This is a genomic window from Neptuniibacter sp. QD34_54 (assembly GCF_047778055.1).
In the GTDB taxonomy this organism is placed as follows: domain Bacteria; phylum Pseudomonadota; class Gammaproteobacteria; order Pseudomonadales; family Balneatricaceae; genus Neptuniibacter.
Map to the genome: position 1 here is coordinate 1059405 of NZ_CP180546.1, position 18942 is coordinate 1078346.

Below are 18942 nucleotides of genomic sequence, written 5' to 3' on the forward strand. Positions count from 1 at the left end.
CCTAGAACCTTAAGTAAGCCTAGTAGCTGTTTTTCTTGAATGAAAGTTAAAGTTTTTTGTGTGGGCCTTTTGACTTTTTGTATGGCTTTTAGAGGTTTTTAGTGGGTAAAACCCTTATAGGAATTGGGTGTATTGAGGGAGTCTTTCTTCTGTATTACATTGTAAGGCTTGATGTTTGTTTTGGATGACGATGTCTCAAATACTTAGGATATTTTGTGCAGCCCTTCTCTTGGTATATTCCTCAATCGGATTATCAGCGGAAAAGATTGTAATTGCTGCGGATCGCTGGTGCCCATTTAATTGCGAGGCAAATGCGCCTTTACCAGGTTTTATGATCGAGGTAGCTACAGATGTATTCGAAGAGAAGGGGATAGAGGTTCAGTACATAGAGATGAACTGGTCTCGTGCTATTCAGGAAGCGAAGAAAGGACATATCAATGCAGTAGTTGGTGCCTTTAAAGGCGATGTGCCGGGGTTTGTTCTACCTGAGCAAGAGTTGGCAATTTTGGGTAATACCTTTTTTGTACATAAAGATTCGAATTGGCAGTATCAAGGGGTCGAATCGCTGCAAGGCCATCAACTAGCTGCTATTAGTGGTTACGATTATGGCGATGAATTGCGGGATTATATTCAGAATAATAGCTCCGATAGTGTGACAATGTTGGGAAGCGAGCAGCCCCTTCATCGAGGTATACAGATGCTGTCTTTGAAGCGGATCGATATGCTGGTCGAAGCTGAACCTGTGTTTTGGTACACCGCGAATCTTCTAAATAAGGCTGATCATTTTAAAGTCGCGGGTAGTGCAAAAGAGTTTGAAAAGTCCTATATCGCTTTTTCTCCGGTTATAGGTGAGTCTCAGGAATACGCTCAGATTCTTTCCGATGGAATAGAGCGATTACGCAAGAGCGGTCAGTTACAGGAAATACTTTCTAAATACGGTATGACTGATTGGCGAGAAGAATAGTTAGATGCGTTTTGAAAGCGCTATTTGATGCTGCGAAGGACTGTGAAAGTTAGAAAAAGTTCCACCCTTCATGGTGCATTCACCTAAAAAACACCAGCGAAAATGATATTTAAATGACGAAAATTGTCATTTTTGATGGATTCTTCTGCGAACGCACCAGTTTCGAGCGTTAAACCCTGCAAACCTGAAAATTACAAAGAAAAAGCCTGCCTTTATTTTCTTAAAATAGCCACCTTCGCAAATAATAACTCAGGTTTGTTACATTATTATGTTTCAGAAAAAACTAAGCGTAGCGGCTCTGGCATTCGGTGCAGTAGCTAGCGGCTCCAGCATCGCGGCTGAAGCGCAAAATGACGGTTTTAAAGTTGATTTAGGTTTACGTACTTTCTACATGAACCGTGATTTTGATCAGGGTATCCCAGACACTATTGCTGCGGGTCAAGCGTTCAAACTCGACGTTGCTTCTCCATACTTTGGTGGCTTCGTTGGTTTTGATGCAACTGTTACTGAAGTTGTGGCTTTGGAAAACGATAAGACCGATAACCTATCTGACGTGTTGGCGGCAGGTGGTAATGGTTATACAGCAGTTGAAAACCTATACGTTAAACTGAAGCCTCTGGATAATGTAAATATCCGTGCAGGCCGCATGGTAATGATGACGCCTCTACTGAACGATCTTCAGTCACGCCTATCTGCGCCAAGCACGCAGGCGATTTACGGCGATATTGCATTGGATAATATGAACCTTTATGCGTTCTATTCAGATGAAGCTTCACGTAACACTCGTCAGGGCTTTGATGAGTATGAAGTAAACGGCGAAGATTACGGTATTGCTTCTGTTGGTGGTGACTATACGTTTGCTAATGGTCTTAAAGCAGAAGTTCAGTACGCTGTAGCTGATGATTACATGAAGCAATCTTGGTTAAACCTTACTTACCCAACTAAGATGGGTGAGTATGACGTAACTCTAGATGCGCGCCATATGCGTGGTGAAGATGATGGCCACCTATTGGCAGATTACGACAGCCACCTAACAAGCTTGACTGCACGTTTTGCTAAAGGTAACTGGGCATACACTGTTAACTATCAAACTGTGGGTGGTAATGATGGTTATAACGTTCAGTGGGGCGGTCAAGATGATACTCAGTACTTCACTTACGGTGCAGTACAGCTACTAGATTTTAACGCAGATGATGAGCAGGCTCTTCAGTTCCGCGTAGATTACGATGTTCCTTCAATTCCAGGCTTACATCTAATGGCGCGTCACACTGAAGCTTGGGATATTGATTACGATGGTGGTACAGATGGTCAGCGTCGTGAAACAAACCTAGATGCTAAATACACTGTACAAAGTGGTAAGGCGAAAGATCTGAGTGTTCAACTGCGTGTTGCGCAGGTGAATGGTGATGATTCTGTTGTTCCTAACATCAGTGATATCCGTTTGATCTTGGATTACCCAATCAATCTTCTTTAAGCATTTTCCCGCTTGAGAACGCAGGGGCCTTAGGGCCCCTGTTTTTTTGCATCCTCTCTAGTTTTATTTCTTCTTGCCTGTTCCTTGGCGTGCTTTAAAGCGCGGGTTTGATTTACAAATCACGTAAAGTTTTCCGCGACGCTTCACAACCTGACAATCTGGGTGGCGTTTCTTAGCTGTTTTTAAAGAGCTCAGTACCTGCATTGCTATTCCTATTTAGATGCACGCTGTTGTTTACCAAAGCGTTTATTGAATTGAGCAATACGTCCTTCAGATTTCGCCTGACGTTTTTCACCGGTATAAACAGGGTGTGATGCGCTGGATATATCTAGTGTAACAAGTGGGTATGTATTGCCATCCTCCCAAACAACAGTCTGAGATGATTTAACAGTTGAGCGGATACGAAAATCTTGACCACAGCTGGTGTCACGGAAGATAACGTAGTCGTAATCAGGGTGGATGCCTTTTTTCATTTTTGCTTATCTCTTAAATGTTATGACATAACATAATATATGATTGAGAATCATTTTCAATCTCATTTATTCTGGATTCTTGATGTGTATTTCTTGCGGTAAATTAAATCTAATGTATAGTGAAAGTAATTATCATTTAGATTTGGTTGTTTTTATGTCGCAAACAGCTCAGTTTGATTCGCCAATTAACGAATATCTGCAACATGTCCAGAAGCAGATACGTTTTGCAAAAGAACCGGACAATCCAAGTTTGATCAGTCATTACTTGGATATAGATACATGCCGGCAGAAGAGTGTGGAATCGCTGAAGCAGCACTATGAACGTCAGTTCCGTCTATTGTTAGATACGGTAGCGGATGAACTCATACCTAGTCATTGGCGTTGTTGCTGCCTAGATAACATCAATAAGCCTCTTGGCCAATTGGCGCGGTTGTTTGCAAATAATCGGGATGGGCAGGCTTACCTGTGCAAGCTTAAGTATGAGCTGAACATGACCTGTCATTACGTACTGTCAGGTCTAAGCCGTTAACCACAGTCAGGAAAAATAAGGATAAATAAGATGAGTAAGACACGTATAGCTAAAGACAGTATGGGCGAGCTAGAAGTGCCTGTTGATGCTTTATATGCAGCCCAAACGCAGCGTGCTGTGAATAACTTTCCTGTGAGTGGTCAGCCGATGCCAGAGGCATTTATTCGCGCTCTGTTACAAGCTAAAGCTGCGGCAGCAAAAGCCAATGTCACGCTAGATCAAATTCCAGAGAAGATGGGTAGTGCGATTGCTCAAGCGGTTGAGCAATTGCTAAATGAAGATGACCTGATGCGTCACTTCCCGGTAGATGTGTTCCAGACAGGTTCTGGTACAAGCTCCAATATGAATGCTAACGAAGTATTGGCTGCAATTGCGTCTGATATTTATGGCGACAATGTAGGTGCAAACGATCACATCAACTGTGGTCAAAGTAGTAACGACATTATCCCATCCAGTATTCATATCAGTGCTGCAGTTGAACTATCAGAGCAGCTGTTACCGGCGTTGGAATATCTACAGAAAGCGATTGAAGATAAAGCTGCAGCCGTTGATGGTTATGTGAAGACAGGGCGTACTCACCTGATGGATGCGATGCCGGTTCGGATGAGCCAACCACTTAACGGTTGGGCGACTCAAATTAAGCAAAATATTCATCATCTAAAACAGATTCAGCCAACTTTGCAGAGCCTTGCACAAGGCGGTACTGCCGTAGGTACAGGCATTAATGCCCATCCTGAGTTTGCTAAAAACTTTAATGCCGAACTAAGCCAACTTACCGGTTTGGAGTTTACCCCTGCAGATGATTTCTTTGCGCATATCGCTTCACAAGATGTTGCGGTTGCACTGTCTGGTCAACTGAAAGCGACAGCTGTCTCCGTGATGAAAATCGCCAATGATCTACGTTGGATGAACTCTGGCCCTCTAGCTGGCCTTGGGGAAATCGAGCTTGAAGCGCTACAGCCAGGTTCTTCGATCATGCCGGGTAAAGTGAATCCCGTTATTCCAGAAGCAGCAGCAATGGTCTCTGCTCAGGTGATTGGTAATGATGCTGCTATTACCGTAGCAGGCCAGTCGGGCAATTTTGAGTTGAACGTAATGTTGCCTTTAGTAGCGAGCAATTTGCTCAACAGCATCAAGCTGCTAAGCAACGTAAGCCGTCTACTGGCGGATAAAGCAATTGCCAGCTTCAAGGTGAATGAAGGACAGCTAAACCATGCGCTGTCTCGTAATCCAATTTTGGTAACAGCTCTGAACCCTATTATTGGCTATATGAAGGCGGCTGAGATTGCGAAGCAGGCTTATAAAGAGGGACGACCTGTCGTTGAAGTTGCGGCAGAAAATACCGATCTATCGGTGGAAGAGTTACAGAAATTACTCGATCCAGCCAAGTTAACCCAAGGCGGTTTATAAATTTCACAGCAAAGCAGGGAGGCTTAGCATGGAGCAATGGGAAGAGTTGATGAAGGCCACGAACAAGGCCTATGAAACACACTGTTATTACACCGCATTGGAGTTATGCCAGCGAGCGTTGCGGCAAGCGGTGAGATGTTTTGAGAGTCAGCTTGATCCTGATGCGGACAAAATGCTCTCTGCGGTGATGGTTAGCCACTTTAATTTGGCTGATACCTACATCGCTTTGGACCAAGTGGTTCAGGCTGCAGAGGTTTTTGAGGATGCCTCGATCTACTTGCAAGGCTTATTGGCAGAACAGCAATTAGGTGAACTGCAAAAAATCGCTGTATTAAGAGCAGGGAATTGTTTGCATACAGAATGGAATCGCTTTTTCCATAAATACCACGCCGAATTACCTCATGAGATGCAGCCGCGCTGTAATGGCCTGCATCTCCATTAATCATATCAATTTGAATTTTAGAAAGGCCGAAGGAGATAGGTGCCATGCTTCACAAAATTTTAAGTGCAATGGATAGCAAGTTAGCGTTTACGACAGCAAAAGCTCACTGTGATATCCCATGTAAGATTTATGACCCTGCGACGGCACAAATTGCGGCATTAACCGTTATTCGTATGGTCGATCTGATTACCGAACTAGATACGGGTGAGCCTCTAACCTTGGCTCAACAAGCACAATTAGCGCGTTTGGTTTCTGAGAAAGAAAAGCATGCGCTACAAGTGAAAGAAGAAGTACGAGTGATTTGGGGTGACTACTTTAAAGCACCGCAATTTGAACAGATTCCAGATGCTCATGATCAAGTGCACGGCATTATGCTGCAGGCATCAAAAGTTAAACAAAACATTGATCGCGAAGCTGCATTAGATCTTCTGAATCGCGTAAATACATTTGCAGAAGCCTTCTGGAAAACAAAGGGCGTAGAGACTTTTACGGCGACATGTCCTTATCCGCCTGCAGAACAGGTTACTTATCCAAAATTGGGTTAAAACAGACTAGGTTATCGAATGCTAAACATCGTCAAAATCGTTGGAGATAGTATGTTTCCTACATTAAGCGCTGGAGACTTCGTCTGTGTATGGCGGAGGTTAAAACGCATCAATGTTGGCGATTTGGTTGTGTGTGATCACCCCGAATATAAAAGAATGATTAAACGGGTGGCAGCTATAGACCTAGATGGACGTTATTTGTTGGAAGGGGATAACCCGACGAGTTTAGCTTCTGAAAAGATGGGATGGTTTGGCTTGGATAATTTGTACGGCAAGGTGATTTTTAAAATAAAAAAATAGCGACTAGTAGCTGGAGTAGAGTTTTCTGGCGAATTTTGGGGATCATTTGATCCCCTTTTTTATGGCGTATTAGTAAGCCGCCGTAACAGATAGCTCTACTAGAATTTCTGGGCGGGCCATTCGCGCTTCAACACATGCACGTGCTGGTTTTTCTACGTCAGCAACCCATGCATCCCATACAGCGTTCATTGCTGCGAAGTCTTTCATGTCTCGGATATAAACGGTTACAGAAAGGATTTGATTACGGCTGCTGCCAGCTTTAGCAAGTAGGTCATCAACCTTATCTAGGCAGCGTTGTGTTTGTTCTGCAATGTCCCACTGTGCTTCGCCAGCAGTTTGACCGCATAGGTAAACGGTACCGTTGTGCTTAACAATACGGCTCATGCGATCAGTAGATTCAATACGTTCAATACTCATTGTGTTCTCAAATATATTTCTTATGTACGCGGCGGGTAATGCCGGTAAATAGGGTGTAAGGGATAGTATCGCTGCACTTGGCTATATCAGTCGCAGGAAGGTTTTCTCCCCACAGTTCCACATGGCTGCCGACATTAGCCGTCGGGATATCTGTCAGATCTACTGCCAGCATATCCATCGAAACGCGACCAACGATTTGCGTTTTATGTCCATCGACTAAAACTGGTGTGCCACTTTTAGCATGACGTGGATAACCATCGGCATAACCGATCGCAACTGTGCCGATCTTACTTGGGCGGCTGCATCTCCAGGTTTGGCTGTAGCCAACGGGTTCGCCCACCTCAAGCTCACGCACTGCGATCACTTCAGAGCTTAGGGTCATCGCTGGTTGCAGTTGATCGGCCAGTGGTTGTGACTCAGCAAATGGCGTTGCGCCGTACAGCATAATGCCGGGACGCTGCCAATCTCTGCGGGCATCTTCATGTGCGAGCGTGCCTGCAGAGTTTGCTAAGCTAACCGCTGCATCGAGAGTTGCGGCTACTGCATCAAAGCGTTGGATCTGTTCATTGGTGGCTGAAAGCTCAGGTTCGTCAGCAGATGAGAAGTGGCTCATCAGAACTACCTCTTTGACCTGATCTAGCTGAGACAGTTTTTCAAACGCAGCAGCGTAATCTTCTGGCTTCACACCTAAGCGGTGCATGCCACTATCCATTTTTAGCCAAGCGTTAATAGGTTTATCTATGTCAGCTTTAGCCAGAATATCGATCTGTTCCACGCTATGAATAGCGCACCATAGCTCTTTATCAGAGATATAGTTCAGTTCATCGGCTGAGAAGAAGCCTTCTAATAGAAGGATTGGTTTGTTGATGCCCGCTTCGCGAAGCTCTACTGCTTCTTCAATACATGCAACACCAAAACCATCGGCTTCATCTTCTAGGGCCTGTGCAACTTTAACTGCGCCGTGACCGTAGGCATCAGCCTTGATAATGGCTAACGCTCCTTGATCGGGGGCGGCAGATTTAGCTAAGCGATAGTTATGTCGAATAGCATCTAAGTTAATGGTTGCTGTGGCTGCTCTAGCCATACTCACTCCGGACTGTTGGTTCAGATGGTTTCGTTTGGTTGGTTTTATACAACCATAACAGCTTCAATTTCTATGTCAGCGTCTTTTGGTAACGCTTTTACTGCATAAGCTGCGCGAGCAGGATAAGGGGCTTCAAAGTATTTCGCCATGATTTCATTAACTTGCGCGAAATATTCTAGGTCGGAAAGCAAAACAGTGATCTTTACGAAGTCGTTTAAGTTACCGCCAGCAGCCTCTGCAACAGCTTTAAGGTTTTCGAAAACTTGAACCGCTTGGCTTTCAAATGACTCAGTTACCATCTCCATTGTTGCTGGGTTCAACGGGATCTGGCCAGAGATATAAACAGTGTTACCCGCTTTAACTGCTTGTGAATAAGTGCCAATCGCAGCAGGTGCTTTGTCTGTGGAAACTGTAACTTTCTGCATGATTTTATTCCTGTAATAAAAAAGGAGATACCGGACAGTGGGAGCAGCCGGTTCTCCGAAAATAGTTGTTATAGGGTGATAAGAACTTAGGCGTAGCGCGCTAGCGATAGGCCTTCTTTGTCAATATCTGGAGCGGTGTTGCTGATGATGTCAGACACGTATTTGCCCGAGCCTAGCGACATGGTCCAACCTAGTGTGCCGTGACCCGTATTAAGGAATAGGTTCTCAAATTGAGTCTCGCCTAAAATTGGTGTGCCGTCCGGTGTCATTGGGCGTAAGCCCGTCCAGAATTCAGCATTCTCTGTGCAGCCGCCGCCCGGGAATAGATCGTTAACCACAAATTCCACATTGGCTTTACGCTTCTCTTCCAACTCTTTGTTGTAGGACGCGATCTCGGCAGTACCGCCAACACGGATACGATCATCAAAACGGGTCACCGCAACTTTGTAAGTTTCATCCATCACTGTGGATGTTGGTGCTTTGCTTTCGTCAATGATCGGCAAGGTTAGTGAGTAACCTTTAATTGGGTAAACAGGCACTTTAAGACCGATCTTAGATAGCACCGGAGTAGAGTAGCTACCTAGTGCAACAAGATAGGAGTCTGCTGTCATAGTGCCGCGAGAAGTGGAAACACTTACAACCTGATCACCTTCGGTGTTTATATTCAGAATGTCGGTTTTCATAATGAATTCGACACCCATCTTTTTACACTCATCAGCCAAGGCGTTGGTGAACTTGAAGCAATCGCCTGTTTCATCACCTGGTAAGCGAAGGCCACCTACGATTTTTTCCTTAACATTCGCGAGGGCAGGTTCATATTCGATACAGCCATCGCGATCTAAGCTTTGGAAATCTACGCCGCTCTCTTCTAGAACAGAGATATCTTTCTGGGCATCTTGCATCTGTTTATCTGTTCTAAACACTTGCAAGGTACCTTTAGTGCGCTGGTCGTAGTCTATATTTAATTCATTGCGCAGATCGATAAAGCAATCACGGCTGTATTCAGCTAGGCGAACCATGCGGGCTTTATTAGTGTGGTAAGCGCTTTCTGTGCAGTTGGATAACATTTTGGTCATCCACGCGAGTGTTTGGGTATCAACATCGCGTCCGCTGATCATAAATGGAGCTAAATCTTGCATTAGCCACTTAACAGCTTTTAGGGGAATACCGGGTCCGGCCCAAGGAGCAGAGTAGCCAGGAGAGATCTGGCCAGCGTTGGCGTAGCTTGTTTCTAACGCGACATCGACCTGTCGATCGATTATAGTTACCTTATGGCCAGCCTTGGCTAAATACCAAGCGCTCGTTACGCCAACCACTCCTGCACCTAAAACCAGTACCTGCATAATGTGACCTCATTTTCGTATTTTTTATGTTAATGAGAAAACACTAGTTTATTTGGTTTTTGCCAGTGTAAGGCGCTAAAGTTTGGCTATAATACAGAATAATAACCTGCATATTTTACTTTCATAGTGGATATCAATGCATGACAAATAGTAAGAAGCGTACGCTAGATCGCTTAGATGTAAGCATTTTGCGTACTTTGCAAAACGATGGGCGAATTAGTTACGTTGATCTTGCAGAGAAAGTCGGCTTAAGTTCGACGCCCTGCATAGAGCGTGTGAAGCGATTGGAAAAAGAAGGGTATATAGAAGGATACTATGCCCGCTTAAACCCACAGTTGCTTGAATACAATATGTTGGTATTTGTAGAGATATCTCTCTCTTATCAAACACCAGATGCATTCCAGACGTTTAATAAGGCGGTTGAACAGCTGCCTTATATATTGGAGTGCCACCTAGTTTCGGGTGATGCAGACTACCTTCTTAAGGCGCGTATTAATGACATGTCTGAATACCGTGCTTTATTGGGTGATATGCTTTTGACTCTTCCAGGAGTTAAGAACTCTAAGAGTTATATCGTGATGGAAGAGGTAAGAGAAACACTGGAGCTGCCAATTAAGTTTAATGTTAATCGTTAACTTAAGTTTTTCGTAACCTCTTAAAGAAGGTGCAATATCAGTGATCTGATTTGCACCTTTTTTTATGCCGTTTTCTGTGGGTGTACGGCCCTGATAGCCCTTCTTGTCTCTGTTTTAGTTTATTTCACTGCAAATATTCAATTAAGCAGTTTTTATCACTGAATATTTTTTTAATTCAAAGCCATTTTCTGGCTTCTTTCTAATATCGTAGTGCGCAGTTCTATTCGTAGCATGGAGGCGGGGGCTGCTGGGCTACTTACCCTTGGCAGGATAAGGTTGTTTGATCTTTGGCCAGGTGTGTATACATCTCCTCTGTATCAAAGAGCCAGGCGAGCACACTAAGCCCCGTCTCGCTGCGAAAAGAATAAGAGCAGGTTGCTGTGTTTAAGAAATCGTTAACGCCTTTGGGAATTAGCGAACTGAAAATTAAAAATAACAGAGCAGTTATTTTCCCTCGTAGAAAAAAACAATATAGAGGAATCATGATGGAAGCATTGACCGGATTTATAAGTGCGGTTAACGGCATCGTTTGGGGTCCAATGATGCTGGTACTAATTTTAGGTGTAGGTTTGTTCCTACAGCTAGGTTTGAGACTAATGCCAATTTTAAAATTGGGCACTGGTTTTAAATTAATGTGGAGCGGCCGAAATACGGCTGAATCCGAAAAAGGCTCCGGTGAAATCTCACCTTTCCAAGCCTTGATGACAGCAATGTCTGCAACGGTAGGTACTGGTAATATTGCCGGTGTTGCTACAGCTGTATTCCTAGGTGGTCCAGGTGCTCTGTTCTGGATGTGGTGTACTGCACTAGTAGGTATGGCGACTAAGTTCTCTGAGGCTGTATTGGCGGTTAAATACCGTGAGGTTGATGAGAATGGCAACCACGTTGGTGGTCCAATGTACTACATCAAAAATGGCCTAGGTAAAAAATGGGCGTGGATGGGTACAACTTTCGCGGTTTTCGGTACGATCGCAGGCTTCGGTATTGGTAACACAGTTCAATCTAACTCGGTTGCTGATGTTCTAGAAGCAAACTTCCAGATGCCAGCATGGGTGACTGGTGTAATCCTGATGGTACTTACTGCAGCTGTATTGCTAGGTGGTATTAAGCGTATCGGTGCGGTTGCGGGTGCTTTGGTTCCATTGATGGCAATCAGCTACCTTGTTGCAGGTCTAGTTGTTCTAACAATTAACGTTGATGCGATCCCTGCTGCTCTAGATCTTATCTTTACATATGCATTTACTGAACACGCTGCTGAAGGTGGTTTCGCTGGTGCTGCTGTTTGGGCTGCGATCCAGTTCGGTGTGGCACGTGGTGTATTCTCTAACGAAGCCGGTCTTGGTTCTGCTCCGATTGCTCACGCTGCATCTCAAACTAAGGATCCAGTTCGTCAGGGTCTAATCGCAATGCTAGGTACATTCCTAGATACAATTATCATCTGTTCTATTACTGGTTTGGTTATCATCACTTCTGGTGTATGGACTGACGGTGTATCAGGTGCAGCCCTAACATCTGCCGCTTTCGCTGATGCGTTACCGGGTGTAGGTAACTACATTGTTGCTATCTCTCTAGCGATCTTTGCTTTCACTACAATCCTAGGTTGGAGTGTTTATGGCGAGCGTTGTGCTGAATACCTATTTGGTGTGAAAGTAATTATGCCTTTCCGTATCCTTTGGATCATTGCAGTGCCTGTAGGCACGATGATCAGCTTGGATTTCGTATGGTTATTAGCGGATACGCTAAACGCAATGATGGCTATTCCAAACTTGATTGCTCTGGCGCTATTGAGCCCAGTTGTATTCAAGTTGACTCGCGAATACTTTGAAGCACAAGTCGCTTCATCGTTAGAAACAAAATAAGTCAGGCTCTTTATTTTGTAACTAAAAAGACCGGGCATTGCCCGGTCTTTTGCTTTATAGCGTTTGGCTTTTGCCTTATGGGCGTATACTGTGTGAATAGTTCTATGTAGTAAGTGAGGCCAAGATGGAAAAGAAAGACGGTAAAACCATATATAAAATTATAAAAGCCTCTGGATTAGACGATGCCAAACCTCAAGCTGAGGTAGCGCCTGATACCCAAGTGATCGAAATAGATTTAGAAGAGGTGTTTCTGTACGGGAATCTGGACTTTGTCGATATGCCGCAAGAGCTGCGCGATGCCCTGTATTCGCAAATGGTTTCTAGCGGGATGCTGACGGTGCACTAGTTCTTAAGCTTAAAAAAGGGCCGTTATGAGATGGCCCTTATTGTTCAAGCTGCTTCGTTATCCGCCGAATGGGTAAAGTGTTTCTTCCTCATCGTCTTCATCTTCATCGTTAATCCAACGAAGCGCTTCGAGTAGCTGAGTCATTCGATAATGGCGCATCTCACCTTGAGTGAGTAAGTCGCCCACTTTGGTCATCCACTCGGTCCATTTGGGATCACCTACGATCGCGATACGGTAAAAATCGCTTGCGTGTTTAGTGCCGAATTTTAGATCTTCCCATAAAGCACCGGCTTCAAAACCTGAAAAATCTGGAGCAAATGTAATCAGAAGGCGAACTTCAGGGTGTGTGTTTTTTACATGCTCAAACAGAGGCAGAAATGTTTCGGTGTAATCGCTTGCTGTAAGAGTGTCATTCGCTTGCAGGACGATGATGTCGCCTGTTGTTTCAGGAAGTACATAGAGCATGGAAGATGCCTTATCCGAATCAAAAAAACGGATTATAAAGGCAAATAGGGCTAGAAGGTAACTCCCAGCCCAATTGTGATTATAGTGTCGAAATCATCTTCCTGAAGGTCGTAGGGAAGTTCTAGCAGGGTATGCAAGGTTAAGTTTTTAGAAAGAGGGTGATCGTAGCCGATAATGGGGAGCACCTCTTCGAATTCAAAATCCTTAATTGAATCGTCGTTGCTATATAAGCGCATTGTTGGTGCTTCAAGCTCGAGGTTGAGTTTGCCTTCGCCTAGGCTTTGGCTCCATTTGATAGTTGGCTCAATCTCTATTTCACGAATTTCGAAATCACCATCAAGGTAGTAATCGATCTCTAGTTCAAACCCAGCTTTTAAGCCATTATCAAACGAGGTATAAAACTTTGGCGTCAGTTCTGCGCTCTCTGTGTTGGTGTCTATCGTTCGATCAAATTCATGTACGAGCTTTAATGAGCTGCTTTCGCTCAGTTTCCATTTATATTCCACTTGCCAGGTTAAATTCTTCCCATTATCCAACCCATTCCTTGGAACATATACGTACTCAAGATAAGTACCAAAATTGCCTTCTGTGTATTGCAATAAAGGTTTGTAGGCATAGTGCCCGCTTTGGGCTTCTGGTTGGTATTCGGTAGAAAAACTGGCGTACCAGTCGGCTTGTGTATGTATGGATAAGCCGGTTAGTAGGGCTGTTGCCGCAATGAGAACGGAGGATCTAAGCGCACACATAGTCTGGAGCCCTCTTTAATGCTTGGAGTTTTTATTTTTAGTTCCGAAAAGAAGGTGCTTAAACCTAGTGTAGTTGGGATTTAAATATTTACGTTATTCATGACCACTGGAATAGAACTCAATTGCAAATAAGGGGTATGGCGGGTAGAGTTGTGCGCTTATTAGGTCGTACATTTGTACAGGCTGAAATTGATGCCCAAATGAGGTCATGGGTAGCAATTTTGATAGCCCGGGAAGTTGGTGAGCTTATGAGCCAGGATTCAATAGCGATCCCAACACTGCCCCCGCAACGGTAAATTGGTTATATCAGCTTTTATGCCACTGTATCTTGGATATGGGAAGGTAAGTTGATTGGAGGTTTATCCCTTCGCTGATGAGTCCGGATACCAGCCTAATAAGTGTTTACCGTGGTGTTGCGGAGGGCTTCACCGAGTAATTGTTTGGTTTGTCTAAACATACTTATCCTCCCAACTCCGACAATATTTCATGTTGGAGATTTTTTTGTGCTTAAAAAATTAGCGTTTTCAGTAGTAGCAGGCGCTGCGCTCTATTCTTCTATTGCATCAGCTCACTTCCAAATGGTTTATACGCCAGAATTACTGCGTGAGCGTGGCGGTCAGATTAACCTAAAAATGCCATTTACCCACCCTGCGGAAAGTGGTCATGTGATGCAGGTTGAAGCGCCTGAACAGTTCTATGTAATCAAAAAAGGTAAGAAAACAGAGTTACTAGACTCTGTTAAGCCATCTCAGTGGACCAGCGCTGATAATACCGGTACATCTTTCGAAGCTGATGTGAAACTACGCGGTCTAGGTGACTACGTATTTGTTCATCAAATGGCACCTTATTTTGAAGAATCTGAAGATATCTATATTCAGCAGATCACTAAATCTATTGTTAACGTGGGTAGCTTGCCAACAGATTGGAATGAAGATTTTGGTTTGAAGGCTGAGATCGTTCCGTTAACTAAGCCTTATGCTATCTATGAAGGTGGTACGTTTACCGGTGTTGTTAAAAGTGAAGGTAAGCCAGTTCCATTCGCCGAGATTGAAGTGGAATACGTAAACTATGAGCCTGATATGAAAGCTAACGCTTTCGCTAAAGAGGCTAATATGGAAGTTCCAGCTGACGCATTTATCACACAAACAATCTTTGCTGACGCCAACGGTACCTTTACTTTTGGTATCCCTAAAGCGGGCCAGTGGGGTTTCTGTGCCTTGGGTGTAGGCTCTGATAAAGAGCATAAAGGCAAAGAGCTATCCCAAGATGCTGTAATCTGGGTTCAGGCTCACTCAGTTAAATAATTTAGGTATACCAAGATGCACATTGTAGATGGCGCTTTGTCGGGTTCGGTATTAGCAACAGGTGCTGCTTTGACAGTAGCTGGGGTAGCCTTAGGCTTGAAGAAGATGGATTATGATCATCTTCCTCAGGTAGGCGTACTTTCAGCCGCCTTTTTTATCGCTTCTTATATCCACCTGCCTATTGGTTTCTCCAGTGTGCATCTTATCCTGAACGGATTGATCGGCTTAGCGCTAGGCTGGGCCGCTTTCCCTGCGCTATTAGTTGCCCTGTTTCTACAGGCGGTGTTCTTTGGCTTTGGCGGATTCCTCGTCTTAGGGGTGAACGCAGTCAATATCGCGTTACCCGCGGTGTTGGTGTATTACCTCTGCCGGCATGGAATTGGTTCGCAGTCACCTAAAGTGGCAGCCACTTGGGGCGCTATCGGTGGCGCAGGCTCCATAGTTATTACTACTATCATGGTGGCATTTTCGTTAATGCTTTCGGGCGAGGCTTTCTTGCTCGCAGCTAAAGCGACCTTTGTTGCGCATATTCCGGTCATGATTGTAGAGGGCTTTGTCACTGCGGCAGCTGTGTTGCTGATTCGTAAGGTGAAGCCAGAATTCTTTGGTCTCGATGAGGAACGCGCTTATGGCTAAGTTATTAGCGCCACTTGTATTCCTATTTGCCCTGATTTCTTCAGGTGCGCATGCCCATAATGTTGTCGGTGGTGTTTATGCTATTGGTAACACGATAGAAGGTGAAGTTGGCTTCTCTAATGGTGATATGGCTCAAGAGGGTACAGAAATTATCGTATCTGATGCGGCTGGTAATGAACTCGGTAAGACCGTAACTGACGCTGATGGCTTGTTTGTATTTTCGGCTCAGCAACGAATTGATCACCATTTCTTTGCCAATCTGAGTGCAGGGCATGTGCTTGAAATCTCCCTACCAGCTGATGAACTGCCAGATAGTTTACCCGGCGGTAATGTCGCAGTGAGTGCTTCGGGCAATAGTGGTGAAACTCCACAGTTTAATGGTGATCAAGCAGCGCTGCAGGCGATGATCGAAAAAGCGGTAGCAAAACAGGTTAAACCTCTACGTCAGGAATTGGCTGCCTATAAAGAGAAAGCGGGTCTTCAAGATGTGATAGGTGGTATCGGTTATATCTTTGGACTTTGCGGCTTAGGTATCTGGTGGCGCCAACGTCAGAAAGAGAAACAGCAGGAAAAGGAACATGCCTCAGTTTCTTGAGCATAGCGGCACCTCATGGAAGGGGCAGAAGGTTAAGCACGATCAATCGTTGATTGATCGCCTTGACCCGCGCATGCGAGTTATCTTAGTGACACTGTTTGCATTTGCGACAGTGCTTTCATACAACTTCTTTGTCTTAACCACAGCCGTTATCGCTGGCTTTATGTTGGCGGTACTTGCTCAGTTAAATGTTAAACGTACTCTTCGTCGTGTGATCGCGATGGATATGTTTATGATCTTCTTGATCATCTTACTGCCTTTCACTACCCCCGGCGAAACTTGGTTTACCTTGTTTGGTTTATCGGCGAGTAAGGAAGGGTTTTTCCATGCCCTCATGATTCTTTTGAAGGCACATGCTGTGGTATTGGCATTGCTTGCATTAGTAGGAACGATCAGTGCTACCACACTAGGGCATGCACTAGCACACCTTCGAGTCCCCGATAAACTTGTACACCTCATGCTGTTCACGGTGCGCTATCTTGAAGTGATCGGGCAAGAGTACAAACGGATGCGTAGAGCCATGCAGGCGCGTGCCTTTGTGCTTCGTACCGATATGCATACCTGGCGATCGATCGGCTATCTAATTGGCATGTTGCTAGTACATTCGTTAGAACGCTCTGAGCGGATTATGGATGCGATGAAGTGCCGTGGTTACAAAGGCCAGTTTTACCTGTTTGATGATATGCGCTTAGGCAGTGAAGATTACCGCTTCTTAGCGGTATTTGTGCCTTTCCTTTGCATTCTAACCGGATTGAATTTCTTATGAGTGAACAGAACGCACTAATTAAAGTAACCGGTTTAAGTTATCGCTATCCACGTCGTGGAGTTGTTTTAGATAACGTTGATTTTGCCCTTCATGCAGGGGAACGAGTGGCATTAACCGGCCCTAACGGTGCGGGTAAAACTACCTTATTGCATCTATTGGTGGGCTTGAAGAAAGCCAAAGCCGGAGAGATCTGGGCCTTTGGCGAAACCCGTAGCGAAGAAAAGCAGTTCATCGATGTTCGTGCGCGTGCTGGTTTCTTATTTCAAGATCCTGATGATCAATTGTTCTGCCCAACGGTTTTGGAAGATGTCGCGTTCGGTCCACTCAACCTTGGCAAAAGTCGTGAAGAAGCACTAAAAATAGCCAGCGATACTTTAGCTTCGTTAGGAATGGAAGGCTTTGAAGAGCGAATTACTCACCAGCTATCGGGTGGTGAAAAACGTATGATCACACTGGCTTCGGTTCTAGCAATGAAGCCTGAAGTTTTACTTTTAGATGAACCAAGTAATGCTTTAGATACGGAAGCGCGTCAACGGCTGATTGATACGCTGCTTGGTTTACCACAAGCGATGATCATCATCTCTCATGATTCAGATTTTATTGCCCAACTGGCTACTCGCGAAGTGCGATTAAAAGATGCAAAACTGAATGCTGTAACAGTTGCTGAGCCGCAGTTGGAAAGCGCTTAATGGAAATTTTTCAGCCCCTTAGTAATCCTGCGTTTCGTTGGCTTTTTCTTGGCCAATTAGTCTCGTTGGTGGGTACAGGGCTGACTACGGTTGCTTTGGCACTGTTGGCGTTTGATCTGAATCCTAGTGATGCTGGCTGGGTCTTAGGTGTAGCCTTAGCAATCAAAATGGTCGCTTATCTTTGTGTGGCGCCCGTGGTGGGTGGTTATGCCAGTCAGTTACCACGAAAGAGATGGTTGGCAGGGTTGAATATTGGCCGAGCGGTGCTGGTGGTATTAATGCCGCTCTGTCAGGAAGCGTGGCAGCTGTTTCTGTTGATGTTTCTGCTGAATGCGATGGCTGCAGGTTACACCCCGGTCTATCAGGCGTTATTGCCAGATGTATTGCCCGATGAAAAAGAATATACCCGAGCGCTATCTTTATCGCGCTTAGCGATGGAGATGGAGAGCTTGTTAAGCCCAGCATTAGCGGCTTTCTTATTAGTATTTACTAGCTATGCCTTGTTGTTCGAGTTGAATGCAGTTGGTTTTGTTATCGCTGCGTTGTTTCTTCTTCTAGCGGTTGTTCCAGCAAATACAGTAAGTGATCGCAGCGGTGGGGTTTGGAAAAAGGTTAGCTTTGGGGTGCGTAGTTATCTTAAAACGCCGCGCTTGCAGGCGGTGTTGTTGCTCAATCTCGCGCTTTCTGCAGCAGGCGCGATGATCATCGTAAACACAGTTGTTTATGTACGTGCAGTGTTGGGTTTATCCGAAGAACAGGTGCCTTTGCTGATGCTTTCAGCAGGCGTAGGCTCAATGATAGCCGCGTTTATATTGCCTAAACTGCTTGAGAGTGTTCATGACCGCCCGGTGATGTTTATTGGTGCAGGGTTGTTGGTTGTTGCTCTGTTAGCAGGGCTAAGCGGTCCAGGGTATTGGGGATTATTTCCAATCTGGTTTGTGATTGGTATTGGTACAAGTTTGATCCTTATACCAACCGGGCGAGTAGTCAGAAACTCCTGCCAAGAGAGTGATCGAAACGATTACTTCTCAGCGAATTTCGCCCTGACTCACGGTATGTGGTTGTTAGGTTATCTGCTTGCTGGATGGCTCGGTAGCCGGTTGGGCATGGACGGTGCTTTTCTTGGTTTAGCTGCGCTGGCCGCAGTGGCGTTGATTGCGGCAATGTTGGTTTGGAAGAAAGATGATCAGCATGATCTATGGCATGAGCATCCAGAGATGGACCATCTTCACCCCCATGTACATGATGAGCATCATCAGCATGAACACGAAGGATGGGAGGGACCAGAGCCACATGTGCATCCCCATTATCATCCGAAGCAGAAGCATAAACATAGATTTGTTATCGACGAACATCACGCACATTGGCCAAAACAATAGTACGCTGGCCTAGATGCCCGATTACGGCGTTAAATTTTTTCTCAAGATGCTCATTTACAACAGTAATACCCGAAGGGGCACACTGACTCCGCTCTTTCGAAAAAATTTGCCTTGTA

At 44.9% G+C, this 18942-nt stretch carries 24 protein-coding genes and 1 riboswitch; of the genes, 16 read left to right on the forward strand and 8 right to left on the reverse strand.

What is annotated here, in order from left to right; genetic code table 11:
• The first annotated feature begins 190 nt into the window (after positions 1–190).
• Together ACMXYP_RS04625 and ACMXYP_RS04630 are read left to right on the forward strand one after the other, a co-directional pair.
• The gene (locus ACMXYP_RS04625) at positions 191–964 is read left to right on the forward strand and encodes a substrate-binding periplasmic protein (RefSeq protein WP_415883843.1); all 774 of its coding nucleotides are present in this window, start codon (positions 191–193) and stop codon (positions 962–964) included.
• Between the two features lie 268 nt (positions 965–1232).
• Positions 1233–2438, forward strand: a complete 1206-nt coding sequence (locus ACMXYP_RS04630; protein ID WP_415883844.1) for an OprD family outer membrane porin — start codon at positions 1233–1235, stop codon at positions 2436–2438.
• A gap of 63 nt (positions 2439–2501) precedes the next feature.
• On the opposite strand, the gene ykgO is transcribed toward ACMXYP_RS04630, so the two are convergent.
• Complete coding sequence (ykgO, locus tag ACMXYP_RS04635; protein WP_415883845.1) at positions 2502–2642, reverse strand: type B 50S ribosomal protein L36; 141 nt, start codon at positions 2640–2642, stop codon at positions 2502–2504.
• A gap of 8 nt (positions 2643–2650) precedes the next feature.
• Positions 2651–2911, reverse strand: a complete 261-nt coding sequence (locus ACMXYP_RS04640; protein WP_415883846.1) for a type B 50S ribosomal protein L31 — start codon at positions 2909–2911, stop codon at positions 2651–2653.
• A 154-nt stretch (positions 2912–3065) separates the two neighbouring features.
• On the opposite strand from ACMXYP_RS04640, the gene ACMXYP_RS04645 reads away from it, so the two are divergent.
• The 5 genes from ACMXYP_RS04645 to ACMXYP_RS04665 are packed head-to-tail and all read left to right on the forward strand — an operon-like array spanning position 3066 to position 6137.
• Positions 3066–3440, forward strand: coding sequence for a hypothetical protein (locus ACMXYP_RS04645; RefSeq protein ID WP_415883847.1), 375 nt, complete (start codon positions 3066–3068; stop codon positions 3438–3440).
• A gap of 30 nt (positions 3441–3470) precedes the next feature.
• Positions 3471–4850, forward strand: coding sequence for a class II fumarate hydratase (locus ACMXYP_RS04650; RefSeq protein ID WP_415883848.1), 1380 nt, complete (start codon positions 3471–3473; stop codon positions 4848–4850).
• Between the two features lie 28 nt (positions 4851–4878).
• Positions 4879–5292, forward strand: coding sequence for a hypothetical protein (locus tag ACMXYP_RS04655; protein WP_415883849.1), 414 nt, complete (start codon positions 4879–4881; stop codon positions 5290–5292).
• 44 nt (positions 5293–5336) lie between these two features.
• The gene (gene sodN / locus ACMXYP_RS04660; RefSeq protein ID WP_415883850.1) at positions 5337–5837 is read left to right on the forward strand and encodes a superoxide dismutase, Ni; all 501 of its coding nucleotides are present in this window, start codon (positions 5337–5339) and stop codon (positions 5835–5837) included.
• 18 nt (positions 5838–5855) lie between these two features.
• Positions 5856–6137, forward strand: a complete 282-nt coding sequence (locus ACMXYP_RS04665) for a S24/S26 family peptidase (RefSeq protein WP_415883851.1) — start codon at positions 5856–5858, stop codon at positions 6135–6137.
• A gap of 69 nt (positions 6138–6206) precedes the next feature.
• Here ACMXYP_RS04665 and ACMXYP_RS04670 read toward each other — a convergent pair whose 3' ends face one another.
• From ACMXYP_RS04670 to ACMXYP_RS04685, 4 genes are all read right to left on the reverse strand, one after another.
• Positions 6207–6554, reverse strand: coding sequence for a RidA family protein (locus ACMXYP_RS04670; protein ID WP_415883852.1), 348 nt, complete (start codon positions 6552–6554; stop codon positions 6207–6209).
• 7 nt (positions 6555–6561) lie between these two features.
• A complete protein-coding gene (gene alr / locus ACMXYP_RS04675; protein WP_415883853.1) occupies positions 6562–7638 on the reverse strand; it encodes an alanine racemase in 1077 nt (358 codons plus the stop codon).
• A 44-nt stretch (positions 7639–7682) separates the two neighbouring features.
• Complete coding sequence (locus tag ACMXYP_RS04680) at positions 7683–8063, reverse strand: Rid family detoxifying hydrolase (protein WP_415883854.1); 381 nt, start codon at positions 8061–8063, stop codon at positions 7683–7685.
• A gap of 86 nt (positions 8064–8149) precedes the next feature.
• Positions 8150–9406, reverse strand: coding sequence for a D-amino acid dehydrogenase (locus tag ACMXYP_RS04685; protein ID WP_415883855.1), 1257 nt, complete (start codon positions 9404–9406; stop codon positions 8150–8152).
• Positions 9407–9546: 140 nt separating this feature from the next.
• On the opposite strand from ACMXYP_RS04685, the gene ACMXYP_RS04690 reads away from it, so the two are divergent.
• The 3 genes from ACMXYP_RS04690 to ACMXYP_RS04700 all read left to right on the forward strand — a co-directional run bounded on the left by ACMXYP_RS04690 (position 9547) and on the right by ACMXYP_RS04700 (position 12246).
• Complete coding sequence (locus ACMXYP_RS04690) at positions 9547–10041, forward strand: Lrp/AsnC ligand binding domain-containing protein (protein WP_415883856.1); 495 nt, start codon at positions 9547–9549, stop codon at positions 10039–10041.
• A gap of 485 nt (positions 10042–10526) precedes the next feature.
• Positions 10527–11900 (forward strand): alanine/glycine:cation symporter family protein, encoded by a 1374-nt coding sequence (locus tag ACMXYP_RS04695; protein WP_415884641.1) that lies wholly within the window; start codon positions 10527–10529, stop codon positions 11898–11900.
• A 124-nt stretch (positions 11901–12024) separates the two neighbouring features.
• Positions 12025–12246 (forward strand): hypothetical protein, encoded by a 222-nt coding sequence (locus ACMXYP_RS04700; protein ID WP_415883857.1) that lies wholly within the window; start codon positions 12025–12027, stop codon positions 12244–12246.
• A 57-nt stretch (positions 12247–12303) separates the two neighbouring features.
• On the opposite strand, the gene ACMXYP_RS04705 is transcribed toward ACMXYP_RS04700, so the two are convergent.
• Both ACMXYP_RS04705 and ACMXYP_RS04710 read right to left on the reverse strand, forming a co-directional pair.
• Positions 12304–12711, reverse strand: a complete 408-nt coding sequence (locus ACMXYP_RS04705) for an STAS/SEC14 domain-containing protein (protein ID WP_415883858.1) — start codon at positions 12709–12711, stop codon at positions 12304–12306.
• 50 nt (positions 12712–12761) lie between these two features.
• A complete protein-coding gene (locus ACMXYP_RS04710) occupies positions 12762–13457 on the reverse strand; it encodes a hypothetical protein (protein ID WP_415883859.1) in 696 nt (231 codons plus the stop codon).
• Between the two features lie 186 nt (positions 13458–13643).
• Positions 13644–13867: riboswitch (cobalamin riboswitch) on the forward strand.
• 93 nt (positions 13868–13960) lie between these two features.
• Between ACMXYP_RS04710 and ACMXYP_RS04715 the strand changes: the two genes are divergently transcribed.
• From ACMXYP_RS04715 to ACMXYP_RS04740, 6 genes are read left to right on the forward strand one after another with little or no spacing between them, the layout of a single operon-like run.
• Positions 13961–14761 carry a DUF4198 domain-containing protein gene (locus tag ACMXYP_RS04715; protein WP_415883860.1) on the forward strand — a complete coding sequence of 267 codons (801 nt, stop codon included), beginning with the start codon at positions 13961–13963 and terminating at the stop codon, positions 14759–14761.
• A 15-nt stretch (positions 14762–14776) separates the two neighbouring features.
• Positions 14777–15397 carry a cobalt transporter CbiM gene (gene cbiM, locus ACMXYP_RS04720; RefSeq protein ID WP_415883861.1) on the forward strand — a complete coding sequence of 207 codons (621 nt, stop codon included), beginning with the start codon at positions 14777–14779 and terminating at the stop codon, positions 15395–15397.
• Positions 15390–15992, forward strand: coding sequence for a hypothetical protein (locus tag ACMXYP_RS04725; RefSeq protein WP_415883862.1), 603 nt, complete (start codon positions 15390–15392; stop codon positions 15990–15992). The genes cbiM and ACMXYP_RS04725 overlap by 8 nt, the downstream gene beginning before the upstream one ends.
• A complete protein-coding gene (gene cbiQ, locus ACMXYP_RS04730) occupies positions 15976–16758 on the forward strand; it encodes a cobalt ECF transporter T component CbiQ (RefSeq protein ID WP_415883863.1) in 783 nt (260 codons plus the stop codon). The genes ACMXYP_RS04725 and cbiQ overlap by 17 nt, the downstream gene beginning before the upstream one ends.
• Positions 16755–17447: an energy-coupling factor ABC transporter ATP-binding protein gene (locus ACMXYP_RS04735; protein WP_415883864.1), complete on the forward strand. Its 693-nt coding sequence runs from the start codon at positions 16755–16757 to the stop codon at positions 17445–17447. The genes cbiQ and ACMXYP_RS04735 overlap by 4 nt, the downstream gene beginning before the upstream one ends.
• A complete protein-coding gene (locus ACMXYP_RS04740; RefSeq protein WP_415883865.1) occupies positions 17447–18826 on the forward strand; it encodes an MFS transporter in 1380 nt (459 codons plus the stop codon). Before ACMXYP_RS04735 ends, ACMXYP_RS04740 begins: the two co-directional genes overlap by 1 nt.
• The last annotated feature ends 116 nt before the right edge of the window (positions 18827–18942 follow it).